Consider the following 19,346-nt stretch of genomic DNA (forward strand, 5'->3'; position numbering starts at 1 on the left):
GCCTCATGCTCAGAGCGAGCCCGATTACCTATGCTTTCGCGACCTAACAACCAGAAGCCGCTAGTCCGCTACCCACCCCAGGTCGGTCAAATTGCAACTGCTCCATCTCACAGCCGCCCATGACTAAAGAGCCTTCGGCTCAAGGCCGAGGGTGACGCGCGGTGGGGTGGAGGCTTGGTGCTGTTCTGATCCGTTCGCAGAACGGATCAATCGTCCCCCATCTTCAGCGCCTTGATGAACGCTTCCTGGGGGATTTCCACGCTGCCGAACTGGCGCATGCGCTTCTTGCCGGCTTTCTGCTTTTCCAGCAGCTTGCGCTTGCGGGTCGCGTCGCCGCCATAGCATTTGGCGGTCACGTCCTTGCGCATGGCGCGGACGGTTTCGCGGGCGATGATCTTGCCGCCGATGGCCGCCTGGATGGGAATGACGAAGAGATGCGGGGGGATCAGCTCCTTGAGCTTTTCGCACATGATGCGGCCGCGGCTTTCGGCGACCGAGCGGTGCACCAGCATGGAGAGCGCGTCGACCGGCTCGGCATTGACCAGGATGGAGAGCTTGACCAGGTCGCCCTCGCGGTGCTCGGCAAGCTGGTAATCGAAGCTGGCATAGCCCTTGGAAATCGACTTCAGCCGATCGTAGAAATCGAACACCACTTCATTGAGCGGCAATTCGTATTCCACCATGGCGCGGGCGCCGACATAGGAGAGGTTCTTCTGGATGCCGCGCCGATCCTGGCAGAGCTTCAGAATGGCGCCGAGATATTCGTCGGGCGTGAGGATGGTCGCCTTGATCCAGGGCTCGCGGATTTCCCTGATCTTCATCACGTCCGGCAGATCGGCCGGATTGTGCAGCTGCACGGTTTCGCCCGAAGTCATCTCGACCTCGTAGACCACGCTGGGCGCCGTGGCGATGAGATCGAGATCGAATTCGCGGCTGAGCCGTTCCTGGATGATTTCGAGGTGCAGGAGGCCCAAAAAGCCGCAGCGGAAGCCGAAGCCGAGCGCGGCGGAGGTTTCCATCTCGAAGGAGAAGCTGGCATCGTTGAGGCGCAGCTTGCCCATGGCGGCGCGCAATTCGTCGAAATCGGAGGCATCGACCGGGAAGAGCCCGCAGAACACCACGGGTTGCGCCGGGCGGAAGCCGGGCAGCGCCTGGGCGGTGGGCTTCTTGTCCTCGGTGATGGTGTCGCCGACATTGGTATCGGCCACTTCCTTGATCGAAGCAGTGAAGACGCCCAGCTCGCCGGGGCCCAGTTCCTTGACCTCGACCAGCTTGGGCGTGGTGACGGCGACGCGATCCAGCTCGTAGACGGCGCCGGAGGCCATCATGCGGATCTTCTGGCCCTTCTTCATCACCCCCTCGATGATGCGCACGAGGACGACGACGCCGAGATAGGTATCGTACCAGGAATCGACCAGCAGCGCCTTGAGCGGGGCATCGAGCTCGCCCCTGGGCGCGGGCAGGCGGGTGACGATGGCTTCGAGCACCTTGTCGATGCCCAGCCCGGTCTTGGCGGAAATCTCCACCGCATCGGAGGCATCGATGCCGATGACGTCTTCGATCTGGGTCTTGACGCGATCGACATCGGCGGCGGGCAGATCGACCTTGTTGAGGACCGGCACGATCTCGTGATTGGCGTCGAGCGCGTGATAGACATTGGCCAGGGTCTGCGCCTCGACGCCCTGGGAGGCGTCGACGACGAGCAGCGACCCCTCGACGGCGGCCATGGAGCGGGAGACTTCATAGGCGAAGTCGACATGGCCGGGCGTGTCGATGAGGTTGAGGATATAATCCTCCCCATCCTGGGCCCTGTATTTGAGGCGCACGGTCTGCGCCTTGATGGTGATGCCGCGCTCGCGCTCGATATCCATCGAATCGAGCACCTGTTCCTTCATCTCGCGCAGATCCAGCCCGCCCGTCATCTGGATCAGGCGGTCGGCCAGCGTGGACTTGCCATGGTCGATATGGGCGACGATGGAAAAATTGCGGATATTCTTGAGCGGCGTGGTCATGGGGCGCTGATAGCAGAAGCCACAAGCCCAAGAAAGATGGTTTCCGTGCGGTTAATGGGGGTTTTCGGCAACGGCGGGGGCCTGGCGCGCGTTACTCGCCTCATGCGCATGATCCTCCTCCCGCTCGCCGCCCTGCTGCTCGCCCCCGCCCCGCTGGCCGCACAGGATTTTCTCCAGCCCCTGCAAGACCTGGTCGAGGACCTGGCGCCGCGCCCGGCGCCGACGCCGACGCCGGCCGATGAGCGGCCGGAGGCGGAGCCTGAAGAGGCGGCGCCGCCCCTGCCCCGACCGCGACCGGAGGAAGCGGCAGCGCCGGACGAACCTGGTGCCGCGGAGGCAGAGGAGGAAATCGCCGCGGCGCCGCAGCCGGAGCGCGTCTACCAGACGGCCTGCCCGGCCCTGCTGGGTGGCGCGGTGATCGGGGACATGCTGCCGCCCATTGCCGAGGGTCCTTGCGGAGAACGTTCGCCGCTCTCCATCACCGCGCTTCGTGCCAATGGCCGGGAGATCGCGCTATCGAGCCCGGTCATTGCCAATTGCGCCATGGCCGGGGCGCTGGCCGATTGGGCCGGCGCGGTGGATGCCTATGCCCGGGCGGCGCTCGACAGCCCGCTCGCCAGCCTCGAGACCGGGACCTCGATGATGTGCCGCAATCGCAATGGGGGCGAGGAGGGCTTCATGTCCGAGCACGGCTTTGCCAATGCGCTGGACCTGGTGGGATTTACCCTGGCGGATGGACGCCGCATCGCCGTCGAAGCCGATTGGCTGCCGGCGGGCGCGCCGGAAGGGAAACTGCTGCGGCAGGCGCATGGCGCGGCCTGCGGGCATTTCACGACCGTGCTGGGGCCGGACGCCAATGCGGAGCACGCGGACCACCTGCATCTCGACCTCGGCTGCCATGGGCAGAGCTGCACGGCGCAGATCTGCGAATAGGAGGTGCACGCCGCGTGTGTATTGGCCTTAGCGCCCTGGCATTCACCCGCATTCGGGGTGATGCGCCGGCAGGTCGGCCCAGTCGCGCAGGGCCATGTGATCGGGATGGGGGCTTTTGCGGTCACCTTGCGACAGGCGCCCGAGCCACGCGACGAGGCGGGTCAGGATAGACATTTTCTGTCTCCGGTCGAACTTGGAATGTCGCCATCCTGCGCCCGGGAGCCCTGCGGCGCAATGGACAAGGTCTGCGCGCCGATATAGAAAATCTATATGAGCAATCCCTTCCCCATTCCCCTCAATGCCCTGCGCGCCATCGAGATCGTGGCGCGGCGCGGGGCATTGGCGCCGGCGGCGGAGGAATTGGGAGTGACGATCGGCGCGGTCAGCCAGCATTTGCGGCGGGCCGAGGAGCGGCTGGGCATGGAATTGTTCACCCGCACGCCGCAGGGATTGAGGCCGCTGCCGGCGCTGGCCCAGGTGCTGCCGCAGCTTTCCGCCGGCTTTTCGCAATTGCAGGAGGGGCTGGCGAGCCTGACCGGGGCGCATGAGGGCGTGCTCAACGTCACGGTGGGCAGCGTCTTCGCCTCGCGCTGGCTGATCTGGCGGGTGCATAGATTCTCCGCGCTCCATCCCGGGCTCGAAATGCGGCTGACGGTGACCGGGACCATGCTCGATCTCAGCCGGCCCGACATCGATTGCGGCATCCGCTATGGCGACGGCACCTGGCCGGGGATTACGGCCAGCCTGATCGGCGGGCAGGATTTCCAGCCGGTCTGCGCCCCGGCGCTGCGCGAGCGGCTGAAACAGCCGGCAGACCTCGCAAACGTGCCGGTCATAGCGGACCAGACCTCGATGCTCGACTGGCCGGCCTGGCTGGCGGCGGCGGGGCTCGACCCCAAGATGCAGCTTTTGGGCCCGGTCTATTCGGATGCCTCGCTGGCCTTCGACGCCGCCATTTCCGGGCAGGGCGTGCTCTTGGCCGCCGACATGATGACGGCCGATGCGGTCAGCGACGGGCGGCTGCTGCGGCCCTTCGGATTGCCGCTGCGTGGCCGGCGCGGCTATTTCCTGGCTTTGGCCAAGGGGCGGCGCGAGCCGAAAAAGCTCAAACTGTTCCGCGACTGGCTGGCGGAAGAAGTGCCGGCCAGCGCCGGCGGCTATGTGCAGCAAGGCATAGGCCTGCCCCCGCCATTGCCCGGGCCATGATCGGCGCCCGCTCTTCCCCAATCGCCGGAAAGGCTTTAGCTTCTGACCAAATGGTCAAAATTCCTGGAGCGCGTCATGGACAGCGACGTCATCATTCTGGGCGCGGGGATCGTGGGGATCGCGACGGGCATCCACCTGTTGCGGCGCGGGCGCAGCGTGACCCTGGTGGACCGGAATGCGCCGGGGCGCGAGACCAGTTTCGGCAATGCCGGCATCATCCAGCGCGAAGGGGTGCGCCCGCATGCCTTTCCGCGCGACCTGCAGACGCTGCTGCAGGTGGGGCTGCACCTGTCCACGGCGGCACGCTACGAGCCGCTGGCGCTGCCCAAACTGGCGCCGCCGCTGCTGAAATATTGGTGGGAATCCTCGCCCGAGCATTATCGCAAGGTGGTGCAATCCTATGCGCCGCTGATCGGGCGCTCCATCCTCACCCATAACGACCTGATCCTGGCGGCGGGGCCGGAGGCGGAAAAGCTGATCTCGCGCTATGGCTGGCACCTGGCCTTCCGCAGCCAGGACAAGTTCGAGAAGGAAATCGGCAAGGCGCGGGGCGACCACGAGCAATTCGGCATCGGCTACAAGGTGCTGGACTGGCCGGCGCTGAAGGCCGCCGAGCCGGACCTGATCGGCGGGCTGGTGGGCGCCATCCACTGGACCGATCCCTGGACGGTGCGCGATCCCGGCGCGTTGGTCTCGGCCTATTTCGGCCTGTTCGAAACGCTGGGCGGCCGCTTCGTCAGCGGTGCGGCCGAAGGGCTGGTGCCCGAGGCCGGCTTCTGGAGCAGCATGGTGGCGGGACGCAAGCTGACGGCGCAGCAGGCGGTGATCGCCTTGGGGCCCTGGGCACCGGACGTGCTGGAGCCCCTGGGCTATCGGCTGCCGCTCTTCGTCAAGCGCGGCTATCACATGCATTATGGCGCGCCCGAGGGCGTGGAGCTCAAGCACCTGCTGCTCGACCCGGAAGTGGGCTATGCCATGGCGCCGATGGCGGCGGGCATCCGCATCACCACCGGCGCCGAATTCTCGATGCGCGACGCCGCCCCCACCCCGATCCAGCTGGGCAAGGCCGAGCAGGCGGCGCGCGAGCTGTTTCCCCTGGGCGACAGGCTCGATCCCCAGCCCTGGAAGGGCGCCCGGCCCTGCACGCCCGACATGATGCCGATCATTTCCAAGGCGCCCCGGCATGAGGGGCTCTATGTGGGGATCGGCCACGCCCATCACGGCTTCACGCTGGGCCCGGCGACGGGCGAATTGCTGGCGCAGACCATGACCGGAGAAGAGACCGCCATCGATATCCGCCCGTTCCGGATGGAGCGGTTTTTAGGGGGCTGAGGTGCCCAAGCGGCGCGTGTTCATTCCGGACGCCTGCCGGCCCCGGCTCAATCCGCAAACGCCCTCGGGTCAAGCCCGAGGGTGACGATCCGTGGGTGGGGTGGTGCAGTTATTCACTGATGGACCCCCACCCCATCCCTCCCCGCAAGGGGGAGGGTGCCGGGCTGGCGTGTGACGCAAATACGGCCCCACACTCGATGCAGCACCTCCCCCTTGACGGGGGAGGGTGGGAGGGGGTGCCGGCTTGCGCAACACGCCCGGTTCTTTAGCCCCCCCCATGAGGGGAGGGAGGCCAAAGAATCGTGATTTCAGCTCAATGTCGATTGCTCCAAGGGCATCTAACCCAATCCGGATCGTCGCCCTCGGGCTTGGCCCGAGGGTTCTTTGGTTTTAGGGACATCGCAAACGCCCTCGGGTCAGGCCCGAGGGTGACGAGCGGTGGGTGGGGGTGGTCTAGTGGTTCCCTGATGGACCCCCTCCCCAACCCTCCCAAGGGGAGGGTGGCGGGCCGGCGTGTGGGACGGCCCCTAGCCCCCGATCAGCCGCCGCAGCTTGGCGAGGGCCGTGTCGTTGCTTTCGCGATAGGCGATGGTGCCCTGGAACTCGCCGTTGCGGTCGAGCAGGAAGATCGAGGCGGTGTGGTCCATGGTATAATCGCCGCCGTCGAGCGGGACCTTTTCGTAATGCACGGCCCAGGCCCTTGCCGCCTTGCCCACCTGTTCCGGCGTGCCGGTGAGGCCGGTGACGCGGCCGGTCCAGGCGACGTAGTCGCCGATGATGGCCTCGGTATCGCGCTCGGGATCGACGGTGACGAAATAGGCCTTGAGATCGGCGGCTTCGGCGCCGAGCTGCTCATACCAATTGGTCATTTCGGCCAAGGAGGTGGGGCAGACATCGGGGCAATGGGTGAAGCCGAAGAACAGCATGGAAGGATTGCCGTTGAAGCTGGCGCGGGTGAAGGGCGCGCCTTCATGGGTCGAGAGCTGATAATCGCCATGGCCGAGGCCGGCTACGGGGGCGGGGCGCATCATGGTCGCATAGGCATAGAGACCGGTGGCGCCGACGGCCGCCACCACAACCAGCGTCCACAATATGGTGCGCAGATGGGCGAGGGCGTTCATGCTCAATGCCCCTCGCCATGGGCCGGAGCCGCGGCGGCGCTGCAGCCGGCGGGCAGGTCGATGGTGATGGTGCCGGCCTTTTCGAAGGTGAGGGTGACGGGCACTGCATCGCCCTCGGCCACCGATCCGATGAGGCCCATGAACATCAGGTGATAGGAGCCGGGCGCCAGTTCGACGCTTTCGCCGGCCGGGATGAGAAGGCCATCGGCGAGCTGGCGCATCTTCATCACGTCGCCTTCCATGGCCATTTCGTGGATCTGACCCTGGCGGGCGATGGGGGTTTCGACCGAGACCAGCCGATCGTCCTCGCTGCCCTTGTTGGTGAGGGTCATGAAGCCGCCGGCCACCGGCGCATTGGGCAGGGTGGCGCGGGTGAAGGCGTCTTTGATCTCGATATTGCCGATGGTGACGGCGGCAGGCGCATGCGTGTCGTGGGCGTGTTGCGCCAGGGCCGGCATGGCCGGAGCCAGCGCCATAAGGGCGAGGGCGAAGAGGGGAAGACGCAGGGACATGGGATTGATCCTTTCAGGGTTCAGGGAATTTGGATTTCGGCGCCGATCCGCGCCAGGGTGAAGCGGTCGAGCCGGATATCGAGAACCAGCTCCCAGAGGCCGGGAAGCGGGATGGACTGGCCCTCGACGCGCCAGAGCCCGCCGGCCGGGATTGCAGGGACCTTGAAGGGCTCGATATTGAGGGCCGGCGCCGCGAGGGTGAGGTCGACCGAGAGCGGAACAAGCGGGGCGCCGGCGAGGTCGACCACGGCGATATCGATGGCCACCGGCCCGGCGCGGCCGGGCGTCACCACGATATCGGCCATGACGCGGTCGTCCATGGCATGGGCATAAGCGGGGACGGCAAGAGCGGCCTCCGCCGCCTGGGCCAGGGCGATGGCGCGGGGCGGCGGGGTGAAGCGCCAGCCGGCGGCGAGGCCGAAAATGACGAGGACCAGGCCGATTTCGGCCAGGATGGAGCGCCGCAGCAGCAGCCGGGCTTTGGCCTCGCCGCCAAGGGCAGGCCGGGTCAGGCGGAAGCGGTTCCAGAGGGCGAGCCCGAAAAGCAGGACGAGCAGGGCCAGCTTGGCGGCGAGGATATAGCCGTAAGGCGTCAGCCAGGCCGGGCCGGGCGGGCCGAGCTGGACCACGCCGAGCACGAGGCCGGAAACGAGGATGGGGGCGATGGCCAGGGGCACGAGGCGGGAAAATTGCGCCAGGGCCCTGTCGGCGTCATCGCTGCGGCTCTTCAGCCAGAACAGCAGCGGCAGCAGCGCGCCGGCCCAGAACAGGATGCCGCCGATATGCAGGATCACCGCGCTGCGGGTGAGCCATTGCGGTTCGGCCGCGCCGGCATGGCCGCTGATGGCGAGGGCAAGGGCCGCCAGGGGCCAGGCAAGCAGCGCCAGAAGGCGGAAGCGGACGAGGCTGACCAATCCCAGCGCCAAGGCGGCGGCCAGCAGCAGCGTGGTGAGGCCGTAACTGGTCGAATAGCCCGCGCTCCAGGTGGAGGCGGCAAAGATGCCGCCGGGATCGCGGCCAAGCGCATCGGCGCCATGCAGGCCCAGGCTCAGCGGCGCGGCGAGGAGGCCGAGCCCGGCCAGGCCGGCAATGACGCCCCCGCCCCGCGCCGGCAGCGGCGCAACCAGCGCGAAGATGGCCCCGCCAAGGCCGAAGAACAGCCCGGCAAAAAGCACGGCCTTGGCCGCCCAGAGCAAGAGGGCGGTGGCGGGCGAGGCGATGGCGATCTCGGGCAGCGCGCCGATGGCGGCGCCGATGGAAAAGACCAGCGCCCCGGCGACGGGATGGGCATCGACCGAGACCACGCGCCAGCTCAAGACATGCGTGCCCTGCCCCAGATCGGGCGGCAGGCTCACGCGCAGGTTTTCCCCGCCAATGGCCTCGGCGGTGAGATCGGTCGCGGTGCCGTCCGGCGCGACCAGGGCCAGGGAGAGCGGGCTGACCGGCTCATTGAAGAGCAAAGCGAGCTCGTTCGGCGCCTGGGCCAGAACGGCATTGGCGACGGGCTGGGTGGAGAGCAATTGCGCATGGGCGAAGGCGGGCTGGCCGGCAGCCAGCGCCATGAAAGCCAGCAGCAGCACGCATTGGCGGGCAAGGCGATGCAACATTGCCTGATCCTCCTTGTCGGCGGGCCGATGGGCGGGGTGCGAGACCCCGCCCGGGCGCCTTAATGGCCGTGGCCGCCCGAGGCCGGGACCAGGGTGACGCTGGGGGCCGGCATATCGGCCTCTGCGGCGCCGCTGGTGTCGATCCAGGCTTCCTCGCCGCCGGCGCATTCCTGGATGGCCGGGAAGAAGAACTTGCCCGGCTCCAGCGCGGCGGCAAAGGTGCCGCGGAAGACGAATTCGTCGTAATGCTCATTGAGCAGATTGCCGCCCGACCAGACGATTTCCTTGACGCCCTCGGTCAGCGTGGTGCCGTGATTGTCATAGGCATTCTCGTAAGGGCCGGAGACGATTTCGAGGTCCCAGCCCGGCTTGGGCATGGGCTTGACCGCGAAAAAGCCTTCCGGGATCTGCACGCGGACGAGATTGGTGGCTTGGGTGCCGCAGCCATGGGGCACGCGGAGCACGGCCTTGTAGCCGGCGCCGATCACCGCTTCGGGCGCCTCCAGGGTGACATGGGCGAAAACGGGCGCGGCCGGAATGGCCAGCAGGGTGGCGGCAAGGGCCGCGCGAGCGAACATGCGGATCATGAAACGATCTCCGGTCAATAGGGTCTGATGGGGCGGCAAATTGCCGGCTTGCAGTCAGACCGTGACGGGAGGCGCGCGCGATTGGCCCACATGATCGGGCAGGAGCGGCGCGGGAGGCGCAGGCGCGCGGGCAAAGCGGATGATGTCGGCCTGGCCGGGCGGCTCGATATGCAGGACCGGCGGCAGGATGGCCGCCACCTGCTGCTTGGCGACGCCGGTGGCCGGACAGGTCAGCGCGGCGGCGGCAGCGGGATCGCCGTTCTCGTCCTGGGCCATGGGCTGGCAGACCGACCAGGAATCGAGGGTGGAATAGCCGATGGCGTTGAGATCGCGCTGCAATCCGGCGGCCTGATGCAGGGGCAGGAGCAGGGTGAGCACATAGATGGCCAGAACCGCCAGAGCGGCCCCCATCTCACCCATCATCTGCCGCCGTTTCGTATGCATCGGGCTCCTCACCCCTTGGCAATAGCCCGGAGCGCGGGCGCTCACAAGCTCTTATGGCCGGGCGGGCGCCACTCACATTGTCGCAGCGGGAGGGGGCTTGCCCAAAGTTTAGAATGGTTCTAATCATTGTTTGGAACCATTCTAAACTTTGAGTGCCCCCATGCTCCGCTTCTGGCCCGACAATCGCCGCGATTTTTCCAGCCTGTCCGAACGCGAAATCCTGTCCCTGGCCATTGCGGCCGAGGAGGAGGACGGGCGCATCTATTCCGAATATGCGGCGCGGCTGGGCGATCTCTATCCGGGCAGCGCCGCCCTGTTCGAGGGCATGGCGGCCGAGGAGGACGAGCATCGCCGGCGCCTGCTCGATCTCTATGTCGCCCGATTCGGCATGCGGCTGGTGCCGATCCGGCGCGAACATGTGCGGGGCTTTCTCACCCGCAAACCGGTCTGGCTGCAGAAGACGCTGAGCCTGGACCAGGCGCGCCAGCAGGTGTGGGAAATGGAGGAAGGGGCCTATCGCTTCTATCTCAGCGCCGCCGCGCAGGTGAGCGATGCGGGCATCCGCAAGCTCCTGGGCGACCTGGCCGCCGCCGAAAAGGGCCATGCCAAACGCGCCGACCAGATCGACGAGAAGGTGCTGGGCGTCGAGGGCCGCGAGCGGGAGACCAGCGAGGCGCATCGGCAATTCGTGCTGACCTATGTGCAGCCGGGCCTGGCCGGGCTGATGGATGGCTCGGTCTCCACCCTGGCGCCGGTCTTTGCCGCGGCCTTTGCCACCGGCGACACGCACCAGACCTTCCTGGTCGGCCTCGCCGCGGCGGTGGGCGCGGGCATTTCCATGGGCTTTACCGAGGCGGCTTCCGATGACGGCAAGCTGACCGGGCGCGGTTCGCCCATCAAGCGGGGCCTGGCCGCCGGGATCATGACGGCCATTGGCGGGCTGGGCCATGCCCTGCCCTATCTCATCGCCGATTTCTGGGTGGCCACGGGCGTCGCCGCCTTCGTGGTGCTGATCGAACTCTGGGCCATCGCCTTCATCCAGCAGCGCTATATGCAGACCCCGTTCTGGCGGGCGGTGCTGCAGGTGGTGCTGGGCGGCTCGCTGGTCTTTGCCGCCGGCATCCTGATCGGCAATGCCTGACCTCTGGCCGCGCCGCGCCGTGCCCGCTATAGCGGGAGCATGGATCATCGACGCGATATATCGGCCAGCGACGGCACGCCGCTTTCCTACCGCCTGAGCGGGCCGGAGGATGGCGAGCCGGTGCTGCTCGGCCATGGGCTGGGGGCCGGGGCGGCGCAATTTGCCGCTGATGCGGCATGGTTTGCCGCGCGTGGCTACCGCGTGCTGACCCCCGACCTGCGCGGCCATGGCGATTCCGGCATGCCGCCCGCCATCACGGCCGCCGCCTTCGCCCCGGCGCGGCTGCGCGCCGATCTCTATGACATGCTCGACCATGCCGGCATGGCCGACGTGCATTGGGTGGGCAATTCGCTGGGCGGCATATTGGGGCTGGGCGCGACAGGCGAGCAGCCCCGGCGCCTCAAGAGCCTTGCGACCTTCGGCACCGCCCTGGCGCTTGACCTGGGCGTGGCCGGCTGGCCGTTTCTGGCGCTGGACCGCTTTCCGGGGCGGCGGATCGCCGCCTGGCTCACCGCCCGCAGCACGACACGCAACCGGGCGGCACAGGCGCTGGTCGCCGCCATGCTCGAACGCTATGACGCCCGCGCCGTCGCCCATATCGTCGACCATATCCGCCACTATGACCTGCAGAGCCAGGCCGCCGCATGGGCGGGGCCAGGCCTGGTGCTGGTGGGTGGGCGCGACCGGGCGGTCAATGGCAAGCTGCTGGGCCAGCTGGCGCCGCTGCGCGCCCTGCCCAATTGGTGCATCGCCGACCTGCCGGAAGGCGGCCATTGCGCCAATCTCGATGCGACCGATGCCTGGCGCGCGGCGCTCACCGCGTTCTGGTCGGCGTCCGGCTAGGCCGGCGCTAGGCGATTGTCGATGATCTCGCCCATCAGCGCGCATTCGTGGGCGATCTCGCGCACGAAATCGGCCAACATGGGCCGCTCCAGCGCCGCCAGATCGCGCACAACCATGGCGGTGTCGCGGTGCAGGGGCTCGAAATCGACCGGGGCGATCTCCACCAGGCGCCCGGCCTTGACGTCCTCGGCAATGGCGGAATTGACGAAGAAGCCCAGGCCCTCGCCCTTGATGGCCAGCCGCCGCGCCGGGCCGGTAGGCAATTCCACGCTGGTCTTGGCCAGCCGCACCAGGGCCGCCGCGATTTCCGGATCGGCCTGCCACCAGCGCAGGGCGATGACGCGCGGCACCAGCGCCAGCACCTCCTCGATGCCCGGCCGGGCCGGCAATCGGGCCGCCACGTCGGCGGCCACGACCAACGGCACGCGCTCGCGCATGACCACCAGCGGTTCGAGATCGACCACCAGGGGATCGATATTGGGCCAGCACAAGATGCCCATTTCCACTTCGCGCTCATGCAGCATGGCGGCGATCTGGGCCTGGCGCCCCTCGCGCACCACCACGTCCACCGCCGGATATTTCTCCTGGAAGCGCAGCAGGCTCTCGGTGATCAGGGGCGATACCAGCGTGCGCAGCGAGGCGATGGAAACGCGGCCCCGCTCCACCCGGCGCAGGGCCTCGCGCCCCTCCTGCGCGCTGCCGATGATGCGGCGGGCATAGGGCAGGAAGGTCATGCCCTGGTCGGTCAGCGTCACCTGGCGACCGCGCACGAAGAGCGTCACGCCCAGAAGCTGCTCCAGGGCGCGGATGCGCATGGAGGCGGTGGCCTGGGTGATGTTGAGATAGGCGGCGGCCCGGGTGAAGGACTGCTCGCGGACGATGCGGTCGAAAGTGCGGAGCTGGTCGAGGTCCATAGGAAAGGCTTATGCAGAAGACGCGAATACGCCTCTTATTGCCCGAGCCATTGACGGAGTCGATGTGTCGTTTGGCGTAGCCGGCCCTAGCCCGCCTTTTTCATCGCCCGCACATAGGCCTCGAGAACCGCGTTCATCCGCGTCTGATAGCCTTTTCCACCGGCCTTGAAGGCTTCAAGGACCGATCGCTTCACGCGAAGGGTCACCGGCGTGGTCCCGTCGGGATAGACCAGGAGCGCGTTCTTGAAGAATTCTTCGTCGAGTTCGGGGATATCGCTGAAATCGATGTCCTCGTCCTTCAGCGCCAGCAATTCTTCCTGTGTCAGAGGCCGGCTATAGGGCGGTTTCATAGACGATCCTTTCTCGTCTTGAGGCTCGTCGCGCCGAAATGATGCGCCGGCGGCCGGATCGATCCGTGTGAACCAATGTGACGATCACGGCATTCGCCATGGCCCCGATCGAGATTTCGCGCAGCTCGCCATAGCTCATGCGCATGTCGTGCCATGTCACGACGGGACCCTGAAAAATGGCTACAGCGTCGGCAAAGTCAATGCCGTGCTTTAGCCGATTAGCCTCGTTCTTCGCTTCGTCCCATTCGAAGTCCATGGCAATTGTTAATACTTTTGTATGTACAACTCAAGGTGCCTTGTTAGCCCGCCGCGAGCGTTCGGCCAGGTGCTGCTTGCGGGCGCGGGCCTGGGCGGCCGCTTCGGCGGCGGCGTCGCCGAGATGGGCGTCGCCGCGCCGTTCGGCCAATTGCATCTGGCGCTGGCGTTCGGCGGCCGCCGCATGCCTGGCACTGTCGCCGGCGCAATGGGGGCAGGAAATGCCGTCATGATAATCGGGATGGCGGCGATCGGCCTCGGTCAGCGGATGCCGGCAGGCGCGGCACAAGGTGGCGCTGCCCAGTTCCAGCCCATGCCCCACCGAAACGCGCTCGTCGAAGACGAAGCATTCCCCGGTAAAGCGACTTTCTTCGGGCGGGATCACTTCGAGATATTTCAGAATCCCGCCCTTGAGGTGGAAGACCTCCTCAAAACCCTGGCTCAACAGATAGGACGAGGCCTTTTCGCAGCGGATGCCGCCGGTGCAGAACATGGCGACCTTCTTGTCGCGGGCCGGATCGAGGTTCTTGGCCACGTAATCTTTGAAGTCGACAAAGCTCTGCGTCTTGGGATCGAGCGCCCGCCGGAAGCTGCCCAGGCCCACTTCGTAATCGTTGCGCGTATCGACCAGCACCACGTCGTTGCGCGCGATCAGCTCGTTCCAGTCCTCGGGCTCGACATAGGTGCCGGCCTGCCGGTTCGGATCGACCTGCGGCGCACGCAGGGTGACGATTTCGGGTTTGAGGCGCACCTTCATGCGCAGGAAGGGCGCGGTTTCGGCGAAGGAATATTTGACCTCGGCGCCGGCGAGGCGAAGGCCGAAGGGGCCGGCGGCAAAGAGGTAGTCGGCCAGCGCGTCGATGGCCTCGGGCGTGCCCGCCACGGTGCCATTGATGCCTTCGGGCGCCAGGATCAGCGTGCCCCTGATGCCCCGGCCGCAGCAGAATTCGGCCAGCGGCGCCTTGAGCGCCTCGGCATCCGGCAGGGCGGCGAATTTATAGAGCGCCATCACCTTGTATGGGTGCTGGGCATGGGGCAGAGTGGCACTGGACATGGAGCGGGGCGCGGTCATTTCCCGCCGCTCATACCATCGGTCGCGCCCGGCGTCACGGGCGGCCGCAGCCACAAAATTGGGAGAGAGAGATGACTTACCGGGCGGACAACGCGCGCTATGACAATATGCAATACCGCCGCTCGGGCCGATCGGGCCTCAAGCTGCCGGTGGTGAGCCTGGGCCTGTGGCAGAATTTCGGGGGCACCCGCGACTATCCGGGCGCCATGGACATATTGGGCTATGCCTTCGACAACGGCATCACCCATTTCGACCTGGCCAATAATTACGGCCCGCCGGCGGGGTCCTCGGAAGAACTCTTCGGCCGGGTGCTGGCGCGCGATTTCCGCCCCTATCGCGACGAGATGATCATCTCCACCAAGGCCGGTTACAATATGTGGCCCGGCCCCTATGGCGAATGGGGGAGCCGCAAATATCTGCTGGCCAGCCTCGACCAGTCGCTCCAGCGCATGGGGCTCGATTATGTCGATATCTTCTATTCGCACCGCTACGACCCCGAGACGCCGCTGGAAGAAACCATGGGGGCGCTGGCCCATGCGGTGACATCGGGCAAGGCGCTCTATGTCGGCATTTCCTCCTATCCGGAGCAGGAGACGCGGGAAGCCCATCGCATCCTCAAGGAGATGGGCGTGGCGCTGACCATCCACCAGCCCTCCTATTCGATGATCAACCGCTGGATCGAAAAGGACAGCACCATCGAGGCCTGCGGGGAATTGGGCATCGGCATGATCGCCTTTTCGCCGCTGGCCCAGGGCGTGCTGTCGGGCAAGTACAATTCGGGCAATATGGCCGGCACGCGGGGCGACAATCCCAATGGCACACTGCGCGCCAGCCATATCGAGCCACGCGTGCTCGCCGCCGTGGACAAGGTGGGCGCGATCGCCCGGGCGCGGGGGCAGACCATGGTGCAGCTGGCGCTGGCCTGGGTGCTGCGCCGCGCGGAAATGACCTCGGCGCTGATCGGGGTGCGCACGCTGGAGCAGCTCAAGGACAATCTGGGCGTGCTCAACAATCTGGCGCTGTCGGACGAAGAGGTCGCGGCCATCGATGCGGCGACCAGGGAGGGGCAGATGGAGCTCCATCCCCGGCCGCAGGGCTGGCTGCGGTAATTTCCTCCAGTCACGAGCACGATATAGCACCCTCCCCTTGACGGGGAGGGGTGTTCACACGCTCGGAAATCGGGCCCTCGCCCTCCCCCACCCATCCTCCCCGTCAAGGGGAAGGTGTCGGCCTGTGCGGGGGAGCGATCCTGCCTAATCCAGCAGCGAATTCAGCGCGCCCATGGCGGCCATGGAGCCGGCATAATTGGCGAAGGTGATGGAATGCATGCCGGTGGCCAGGTCGCCGGCAGCGAAGATGCCGGGGCGGGAAGTGGCCTGCAGCTCCCCGGTTGCCACCATGATGCCGGTGGGCGTTTCCTTGGTCTCGAGGCCCAGTTGCACGTGCAGATCGGCCGAGGGGCGATTGCGGGGATGGGCATAGAGCGCGGTCAGGGCCAGTTCGCGGCCGTCTTCCAGCACGACGCCGTCGAGAATGCCGCTGTCGTGCCGGATCGCGGCCAGCCGGCCGTTCTCGATATGCACGCCGCGCTTTTCGAGTTTGCGCCGCTCCTCCTCGATGATCTCCTGGCCATCGAGGATCAGGGTGATGTCGTCGGTCCAATTGGCGTAGAGCGCGGGCCCATGCAGGGACATGGGCGAGGAATAGAGCAGGCCCCAGGGTTTTCCCGCCACTTCATAGCCATGGCAGAAGGGGCAATGGATCACCGTCTTGCCCCAGCTTTCGGCGAAGCCGGGAATGGCGGGAAATTCATCGACGATGCCATAGCTGAGGATCAGCCGGCGCGCCTCGATGAGCTCGCCCGCGGCGGTCCTGACCACGAAGCCATCGGGCTCGCCCTCGACCTGGACGGCCTGGCCGGCGACCAGGTCGACGCTGGGATAGGATCCCACCTGGGCCCGGGCGCGGGCCAGGATATCGCCGGGCGGCGTGCCGTCCTGGGCGAAGATGTTATGGGCCGCTTCGGCATAGCGATTGCGGTTGAGGCCGGTATCGAGCACGCTCACCTTGCGCCGGGCGCGGCCCAGTTGCATGGCGGCGGTGAGGCCGGCGAAAGAGCCGCCGATGATGACGATGTCCTGCATGAAAACTCCTGTCGAAAGCCGGGCCGGGCGGCGCGCACGGGCGGCCGGATCGGCGCGGGCCCTTCATGTAACTTCTTTTGTTACACGTTAAGGCTGAAGTCAAGTCTCCGGTTTCGAGGGATAGAGCACTGCGCTAGGATCGGTTCCAAACACGGGAGACATTTCATGCGCCGCTTCGCCATCGCCCTCGCCGCCCTCGTGACCTGCTCCGGCACGGCCCTGGCCTATGACGCGGCGAGCCAGGACGTGATCGACCGGTTCAAGCCGGGCAAGCTGGTGCCGATCGAGGCGGTCGGGGGCCTGATGCTGGGCGCGGAGCGCTGGTGCTATGACCAGAGGGGCGAGGAATGCGGCTGGTCGGACATCTATCTCGAGATCGATGGCGACATGGTGCGCTACGAATTGTCCAATCCCTGGAGCGCGGCAATCGATATCAGCTTCGTCGCCGAGGGCGTGTTTCGCGACGGCCGCTATATCTGCGATACGGGCTTCGACTGGGTGCCCTCGGTGCGCGCCTATGAGCGTCCCGACGGCCAGGCCATCGAGGGGCGGGAACTGGACGCGCTGAAACAGGAAATCGCCGCGCACATCGACACCAGCCAGGCCGGCGATTGCTTCGACTATCTCTATGGCGGCCACGATGAAGAGGCGCAGACCATCACTCTGACGCAGCGCCAATATGTGGACGGCACCCACCAGCCGGCGCGGGATGCCGAGGTGACGCTGCATTTCGACAAGGCGAACGCCGACAATCTCGGCTGGTATTGGTGAGAGCGGGGTGCTCCTTCCGCCCCCCTGAATAGGACGACACACGCCCCTCCCCGCCATCGTCACCACCGGGCGCCTGTCCCGGTGGTCCAATCGATGCCACGGCGAATTCTGGATTGCCGGGACAAGCCCGGCAATGACGAGAGATTGGGGGGGCGACGGGAGTTGGGCGAAGCGAGATAAGGGCGAAACCCCTAGCCCAGCCGGCCGTCGCGCAGGCTCTCGGCCAGGGGCGCGGGGCGCTCGACCGGGGTTTTGATCTCCACGGTGCGGCCCTGGCTTGCGGCATGTTCGAAGGCTTCCATGACCTCGAGCACATGCAAGGCCAGGTCGCCATTGGCGCGATGCGGGCGGTTTTCGAGAATGGCCAGGGCCATGTCGGCCACGCCCAGCGAGCGGTAATTGCCATCGGCATAGGGCTGGGCGACCGGCACGGGTTGCCATTGCTCCTCGCGGCCGCGCTTGCGGGTTTCCACCGCCCCGCCGAAGAAATTGGGATCGGGCACGATCAGGCTCTGCTCCGTGCCGTAGATCTCGAGCGGCACATGCTTGTGGCCGGCCACGTCGAAGCTCATGCCGATCTGCACGATGGCGCCATTGGCAAAGCCCAGCGCGCCGGTGACATGAGTGTCGATCCGCACCGGCATGGTCTGGCCCCTCTTGGGCTCGGAGGTGATGGTGCGTTCGGTGCGCAGGCGCGAGGACATGGCCGAGACGCTGGCCACCGGCCCCAGCAGATTGACCAGGTCGGTGATGTAATAGGGCCCCATGTCGAGCATGGGCCCGCCACCCAGATCGTAATAGAAGGCCGGATCGGGATGCCAGCTTTCGTGGCCGGGGCTGAGCATGAAGGCGGTGCCGCCCACCAATTGGCCCAGGACGCCGCTATCGACCACGGCGCGGGCCTGCTGATGCGCGCCGCCCAGGAAGGTGTCGGGCGCCGAACCGATGCGGAGGCCGGCCGCATTGGCGGCATCGAGCAGCTTGCGCCCCTCGGCATAGGTGACCCCGAGCGGCTTTTCGGAATAGACATGCTTGCCGGCGGCGAGACATTTGAGCCCCACTTCGACATGGGCGCGCGGAATGGTGAGGTTGATCACCAGCGCGATTTCGGGATCGGCGAGAAGCTCGTCGATGCTCATGGCCTTGAGGCCGAATTCGGCGGCGCGGGCTGCGGCCGCCTCGGGCCGCATATCGGCCAGGCCCTTGATATCGAGCACGGGAAAGCCGGGCATGCCGTCCTTGCCCAGAATGGCCTTGAGATAGGCCGACGAGATATTGCCGGTGCCGATGAGACCGATCCCGAGCCGCTTGGCAGACATGCTGTTTCCTCCCAGATGTACGTGCATCAGCCTAGCCTGACGCGGGCGGAGTCGGAAGGGGATTTGTGTGATTTTTAAGTCCCGGAAGGACATGCTTGCGCGCTCCTCGAAGACCTCATGGTGAGCCTGTCGAACCATGAGGTCGGGCGTAAGAGAGCCCGAGCGCCACGACCTCGCCCTTCGACAAGCTCAGGATGAGGTCTACTGGTGTGTGCAGCGAAACGTGAAACGATCCAGCGCGGAGACCATCCCCCTATCGTCACCACCGGGCCTGTCCCGGTGGTCCATGGCGACGCGCTGGATTGCCCGGACAAGCCGGGCAATGACGGCACATGGTGGAAGACAGGCCCAGCACCCTAGCCCATCTGCGTCTTGAGCCAGTCCGGGTCGGGCTCGATGGGGGTGATGACGTCGATGAGGATGCCATTGGGGTCGGCGACGATGACATGGCGCTGGCCGAAGACCTCGTCGCGCAGCGGCTGGGCGATGGCGACGCCCTCGCCTTCCAGCCGCGCGGCTTCGGCGGCGGCATCATCGACGTAAAAGCTCAGGATCACGCCGCTGCTCGGCACCTGGCCGGCCTTGGGGATCGAATCGTGCTGGTAGTGAATCAGCGCCAGCTCGAACAGGCCCTCGCTCTCGCCCTTCAGATGCATGTACCAATCGCTTTCGAACACCGGCGTAAAGCCGAAATGGCGGCGATAGAAATCGCTGCTGGCGGCAAGATCGCGCACTTGCAGCAGGGGAAACAGGCTGTTGAATTTCATCTCTTCTCTCCTTGCC

21 protein-coding genes are annotated in these 19,346 nt (G+C 66.4%); 7 read left to right on the forward strand and 14 right to left on the reverse strand.

The window, feature by feature from the left end; all coding sequences use genetic code 11:
- Nucleotides 1-206: 206 nt before the first annotated feature.
- Nucleotides 207-2,012 (reverse strand): translation elongation factor 4, encoded by a 1,806-nt coding sequence (lepA, locus tag A3840_RS02270; protein WP_067451239.1) that lies wholly within the window; start codon nt 2,010-2,012, stop codon nt 207-209.
- 54 nt (nt 2,013-2,066) lie between these two features.
- Here lepA and A3840_RS02275 point away from each other — a divergent pair, with 54 nt between their 5' ends.
- A complete protein-coding gene (locus A3840_RS02275; RefSeq protein WP_067451242.1) occupies nt 2,067-2,945 on the forward strand; it encodes an extensin-like domain-containing protein in 879 nt (292 codons plus the stop codon).
- Nucleotides 2,946-2,987: 42 nt separating this feature from the next.
- On the opposite strand, the gene A3840_RS20100 is transcribed toward A3840_RS02275, so the two are convergent.
- Nucleotides 2,988-3,119 (reverse strand): hypothetical protein, encoded by a 132-nt coding sequence (locus A3840_RS20100; protein ID WP_281180530.1) that lies wholly within the window; start codon nt 3,117-3,119, stop codon nt 2,988-2,990.
- Nucleotides 3,120-3,215: 96 nt separating this feature from the next.
- Between A3840_RS20100 and A3840_RS02280 the strand changes: the two genes are divergently transcribed.
- Entirely contained in the window at nt 3,216-4,151 is a 936-nt protein-coding gene (locus A3840_RS02280; RefSeq protein ID WP_067451245.1) for a LysR substrate-binding domain-containing protein, read from the forward strand.
- A gap of 75 nt (nt 4,152-4,226) precedes the next feature.
- Nucleotides 4,227-5,483 (forward strand): NAD(P)/FAD-dependent oxidoreductase, encoded by a 1,257-nt coding sequence (locus tag A3840_RS02285; RefSeq protein WP_067451248.1) that lies wholly within the window; start codon nt 4,227-4,229, stop codon nt 5,481-5,483.
- Nucleotides 5,484-6,010: 527 nt separating this feature from the next.
- Here the strand turns inward: A3840_RS02285 and A3840_RS02290 are convergent.
- From A3840_RS02290 to A3840_RS02310, 5 genes are all read right to left on the reverse strand, one after another.
- Nucleotides 6,011-6,604 carry an SCO family protein gene (locus A3840_RS02290; protein WP_067451251.1) on the reverse strand — a complete coding sequence of 198 codons (594 nt, stop codon included), beginning with the start codon at nt 6,602-6,604 and terminating at the stop codon, nt 6,011-6,013.
- Nucleotides 6,605-6,606: 2 nt separating this feature from the next.
- Nucleotides 6,607-7,116 carry a copper chaperone PCu(A)C gene (locus A3840_RS02295; RefSeq protein ID WP_067451253.1) on the reverse strand — a complete coding sequence of 170 codons (510 nt, stop codon included), beginning with the start codon at nt 7,114-7,116 and terminating at the stop codon, nt 6,607-6,609.
- A gap of 20 nt (nt 7,117-7,136) precedes the next feature.
- On the reverse strand, nt 7,137-8,723 hold the full coding sequence (locus tag A3840_RS02300) for a copper resistance CopC/CopD family protein (protein ID WP_067451255.1): 1,587 nt from the start codon (nt 8,721-8,723) through the stop codon (nt 7,137-7,139).
- A gap of 59 nt (nt 8,724-8,782) precedes the next feature.
- Nucleotides 8,783-9,301: a YcnI family copper-binding membrane protein gene (locus tag A3840_RS02305; protein ID WP_067451379.1), complete on the reverse strand. Its 519-nt coding sequence runs from the start codon at nt 9,299-9,301 to the stop codon at nt 8,783-8,785.
- Nucleotides 9,302-9,364: 63 nt separating this feature from the next.
- A complete protein-coding gene (locus A3840_RS02310; protein ID WP_067451256.1) occupies nt 9,365-9,754 on the reverse strand; it encodes a hypothetical protein in 390 nt (129 codons plus the stop codon).
- 160 nt (nt 9,755-9,914) lie between these two features.
- Here A3840_RS02310 and mbfA point away from each other — a divergent pair, with 160 nt between their 5' ends.
- Together mbfA and A3840_RS02320 are read left to right on the forward strand one after the other, a co-directional pair.
- Entirely contained in the window at nt 9,915-10,895 is a 981-nt protein-coding gene (mbfA, locus tag A3840_RS02315; protein WP_067451259.1) for an iron exporter MbfA, read from the forward strand.
- Between the two features lie 39 nt (nt 10,896-10,934).
- Complete coding sequence (locus A3840_RS02320; RefSeq protein ID WP_067451262.1) at nt 10,935-11,738, forward strand: alpha/beta fold hydrolase; 804 nt, start codon at nt 10,935-10,937, stop codon at nt 11,736-11,738.
- Here A3840_RS02320 and A3840_RS02325 read toward each other — a convergent pair.
- The 4 genes from A3840_RS02325 to trhO all read right to left on the reverse strand — a co-directional run bounded on the left by A3840_RS02325 (nt 11,735) and on the right by trhO (nt 14,329).
- On the reverse strand, nt 11,735-12,652 hold the full coding sequence (locus tag A3840_RS02325; protein ID WP_067451265.1) for a LysR family transcriptional regulator: 918 nt from the start codon (nt 12,650-12,652) through the stop codon (nt 11,735-11,737). The two genes, A3840_RS02320 and A3840_RS02325, sit on opposite strands and share 4 nt — an antisense overlap.
- Before the next feature lie 86 nt (nt 12,653-12,738).
- Entirely contained in the window at nt 12,739-13,002 is a 264-nt protein-coding gene (locus tag A3840_RS02330; protein WP_067451268.1) for a BrnA antitoxin family protein, read from the reverse strand.
- On the reverse strand, nt 12,986-13,258 hold the full coding sequence (locus A3840_RS02335) for a BrnT family toxin (RefSeq protein WP_067451271.1): 273 nt from the start codon (nt 13,256-13,258) through the stop codon (nt 12,986-12,988). Before A3840_RS02335 ends, A3840_RS02330 begins: the two co-directional genes overlap by 17 nt.
- A 30-nt stretch (nt 13,259-13,288) precedes the next feature.
- Complete coding sequence (trhO, locus tag A3840_RS02340; protein WP_245676532.1) at nt 13,289-14,329, reverse strand: oxygen-dependent tRNA uridine(34) hydroxylase TrhO; 1,041 nt, start codon at nt 14,327-14,329, stop codon at nt 13,289-13,291.
- 71 nt (nt 14,330-14,400) lie between these two features.
- Here trhO and A3840_RS02345 point away from each other — a divergent pair, with 71 nt between their 5' ends.
- On the forward strand, nt 14,401-15,438 hold the full coding sequence (locus A3840_RS02345) for an aldo/keto reductase (protein ID WP_067451277.1): 1,038 nt from the start codon (nt 14,401-14,403) through the stop codon (nt 15,436-15,438).
- 144 nt (nt 15,439-15,582) lie between these two features.
- Here A3840_RS02345 and A3840_RS02350 read toward each other — a convergent pair whose 3' ends face one another.
- Nucleotides 15,583-16,473 carry an NAD(P)/FAD-dependent oxidoreductase gene (locus A3840_RS02350; protein ID WP_067451280.1) on the reverse strand — a complete coding sequence of 297 codons (891 nt, stop codon included), beginning with the start codon at nt 16,471-16,473 and terminating at the stop codon, nt 15,583-15,585.
- A 165-nt stretch (nt 16,474-16,638) separates the two neighbouring features.
- On the opposite strand from A3840_RS02350, the gene A3840_RS02355 reads away from it, so the two are divergent.
- A complete protein-coding gene (locus tag A3840_RS02355; RefSeq protein ID WP_067451282.1) occupies nt 16,639-17,244 on the forward strand; it encodes a hypothetical protein in 606 nt (201 codons plus the stop codon).
- A 191-nt stretch (nt 17,245-17,435) separates the two neighbouring features.
- On the opposite strand, the gene A3840_RS02360 is transcribed toward A3840_RS02355, so the two are convergent.
- Nucleotides 17,436-18,563, reverse strand: a complete 1,128-nt coding sequence (locus tag A3840_RS02360) for a Gfo/Idh/MocA family protein (protein WP_067451285.1) — start codon at nt 18,561-18,563, stop codon at nt 17,436-17,438.
- 356 nt (nt 18,564-18,919) lie between these two features.
- Entirely contained in the window at nt 18,920-19,330 is a 411-nt protein-coding gene (locus A3840_RS02365) for a VOC family protein (RefSeq protein WP_067451288.1), read from the reverse strand.
- Nucleotides 19,331-19,346: the final 16 nt, after the last annotated feature.

This window comes from Devosia elaeis (assembly GCF_001650025.1).
GTDB lineage: Bacteria > Pseudomonadota > Alphaproteobacteria > Rhizobiales > Devosiaceae > Devosia > Devosia elaeis.

Bases quoted from the DNA above. Each gene is read 5' to 3' on its own strand.
- A3840_RS02280 (WP_067451245.1), top strand. From the start codon at position 3,216: ATGAGCAATCCCTTCCCCATTCCCCTCAATGCCCTGCGCGCCATCGAG.
- A3840_RS02295 (WP_067451253.1), bottom strand. From the start codon at position 7,116: ATGTCCCTGCGTCTTCCCCTCTTCGCCCTCGCCCTTATGGCGCTGGCT.
- lepA (WP_067451239.1), bottom strand. From the start codon at position 2,012: ATGACCACGCCGCTCAAGAATATCCGCAATTTTTCCATCGTCGCCCAT.
- A3840_RS02360 (WP_067451285.1), bottom strand. From the start codon at position 18,563: ATGTCTGCCAAGCGGCTCGGGATCGGTCTCATCGGCACCGGCAATATC.
- mbfA (WP_067451259.1), top strand. From the start codon at position 9,915: ATGCTCCGCTTCTGGCCCGACAATCGCCGCGATTTTTCCAGCCTGTCC.
- A3840_RS02355 (WP_067451282.1), top strand. From the start codon at position 16,639: ATGCGCCGCTTCGCCATCGCCCTCGCCGCCCTCGTGACCTGCTCCGGC.
- A3840_RS02365 (WP_067451288.1), bottom strand. From the start codon at position 19,330: ATGAAATTCAACAGCCTGTTTCCCCTGCTGCAAGTGCGCGATCTTGCC.
- A3840_RS02305 (WP_067451379.1), bottom strand. From the start codon at position 9,301: ATGTTCGCTCGCGCGGCCCTTGCCGCCACCCTGCTGGCCATTCCGGCC.
- A3840_RS02335 (WP_067451271.1), bottom strand. From the start codon at position 13,258: ATGGACTTCGAATGGGACGAAGCGAAGAACGAGGCTAATCGGCTAAAG.
- A3840_RS02320 (WP_067451262.1), top strand. From the start codon at position 10,935: ATGGATCATCGACGCGATATATCGGCCAGCGACGGCACGCCGCTTTCC.
- A3840_RS02330 (WP_067451268.1), bottom strand. From the start codon at position 13,002: ATGAAACCGCCCTATAGCCGGCCTCTGACACAGGAAGAATTGCTGGCG.
- A3840_RS02325 (WP_067451265.1), bottom strand. From the start codon at position 12,652: ATGGACCTCGACCAGCTCCGCACTTTCGACCGCATCGTCCGCGAGCAG.
- A3840_RS02285 (WP_067451248.1), top strand. From the start codon at position 4,227: ATGGACAGCGACGTCATCATTCTGGGCGCGGGGATCGTGGGGATCGCG.
- A3840_RS02275 (WP_067451242.1), top strand. From the start codon at position 2,067: ATGGGGGTTTTCGGCAACGGCGGGGGCCTGGCGCGCGTTACTCGCCTC.
- A3840_RS02350 (WP_067451280.1), bottom strand. From the start codon at position 16,473: ATGCAGGACATCGTCATCATCGGCGGCTCTTTCGCCGGCCTCACCGCC.
- A3840_RS02310 (WP_067451256.1), bottom strand. From the start codon at position 9,754: ATGCATACGAAACGGCGGCAGATGATGGGTGAGATGGGGGCCGCTCTG.
- trhO (WP_245676532.1), bottom strand. From the start codon at position 14,329: ATGACCGCGCCCCGCTCCATGTCCAGTGCCACTCTGCCCCATGCCCAG.
- A3840_RS02290 (WP_067451251.1), bottom strand. From the start codon at position 6,604: ATGAACGCCCTCGCCCATCTGCGCACCATATTGTGGACGCTGGTTGTG.
- A3840_RS20100 (WP_281180530.1), bottom strand. From the start codon at position 3,119: ATGTCTATCCTGACCCGCCTCGTCGCGTGGCTCGGGCGCCTGTCGCAA.
- A3840_RS02300 (WP_067451255.1), bottom strand. From the start codon at position 8,723: ATGTTGCATCGCCTTGCCCGCCAATGCGTGCTGCTGCTGGCTTTCATG.
- A3840_RS02345 (WP_067451277.1), top strand. From the start codon at position 14,401: ATGACTTACCGGGCGGACAACGCGCGCTATGACAATATGCAATACCGC.